Annotated in this window: 2 protein-coding genes; both read left to right on the forward strand. The window is 49.5% G+C overall.

The window, feature by feature from the left end; genetic code table 11:
- Window positions 1–319 precede the first annotated feature (319 nt).
- Window positions 320–523, forward strand: a complete 204-nt coding sequence (locus tag D6694_06045; GenBank protein RMH44220.1) for a hypothetical protein — start codon at window positions 320–322, stop codon at window positions 521–523.
- A 58-nt stretch (window positions 524–581) separates the two neighbouring features.
- The coding region (locus D6694_06050) for a hypothetical protein (protein ID RMH44221.1) at window positions 582–1097 on the forward strand (516 nt) is incomplete at its 3' end.

Genomic DNA, 1097 nt, shown 5'->3' on the forward strand with positions numbered 1-1097 from the left:
AACTTCGCGGTAGTTGTCGTGAACAACAGCCTTCCCCGGGCCATATTGCACTACGTGCTATCCTGTGTTTGTCCTTTCGCGCTGCGGTCTTGTGTGGTTCGGGATAGCCGGCCCCGACGGGGCATGTGCAGCGATCAGAATTGATTCCACTCAGCACCCCGGCCGCAGGGCCGAGTTTCACCAGTTTGTGCAATGAGCACGCGTACGTGATCCCGTGAACGCAAAGTGATATGCACTTTGGCGCCAGGTGTATATGGGCGAAGCCTCCCGTCCTGATGGTGGAGGTGGGTTTTTCTTGTATTTGTAAAATTTCTAATAGATGAAAACGCATAAGTTGGCTCTGTTGATCATGGTTTTGCTGGGTATGCAACTGAGCGGACAGGCGCTGAATTGCATGGAGCGCGCTGATGGTTGTCTTATTTGTCTTGACAGGGCAAATACTGATCCTGTATGGGGTGGATGTGTAGGTACAGACGGCGATTGTATTATTATTGAAGTGACCTGCTCACCCGTTGAACAATAATTAACTACTTGCAGCCTGCGGCAATATTTACTGCCGCAGGCTGTACAATGGGTTATTCATGATTCAAAAGAAGAGTTTCAGTACAGGCATTCTGGCGGCATGTACGACCGTCCTTGTATTATTTTCCTGTGGGCCTACCGAAAGCGATGGAGATTCTTTTGCAGGAAGCATCTATAAAGGCTCATTGAAAAAGGTGAATTCACTGAGCATTCCCTTGGATTCGCTGACGCCGTTTGATGTGCCCTCCGTCAGTCCCTGTTATCGCAATGACAGCCTGTTTCTGGTATTGGCCAACTCGTGGGCCAATGCTGTGGATATTTATCACACTTCGGGCCTGTATGGTCGGATGCAGCCAGGCGAGGACAAGGGGCTATATAATGTGATTCAGACTTGCAGCGTGCGAAATCCGGATAGCATTCTGGTGTTTTTCAGGTTTCAGTTGGACAAGACAAAGCTCATCGATCTGGAAGGACGTGTGGTTGATGAACGCGTTATTGAAAATCCTCAATACGCTGGCTTCAATCACATACACCGGGTGTTGTGGTGGAAGGACTATCTGTTCCTGCTCGAGGGG

The sequence above is a fragment of the Gammaproteobacteria bacterium genome, assembly GCA_003696665.1.
Lineage (GTDB): Bacteria > Pseudomonadota > Gammaproteobacteria > Enterobacterales.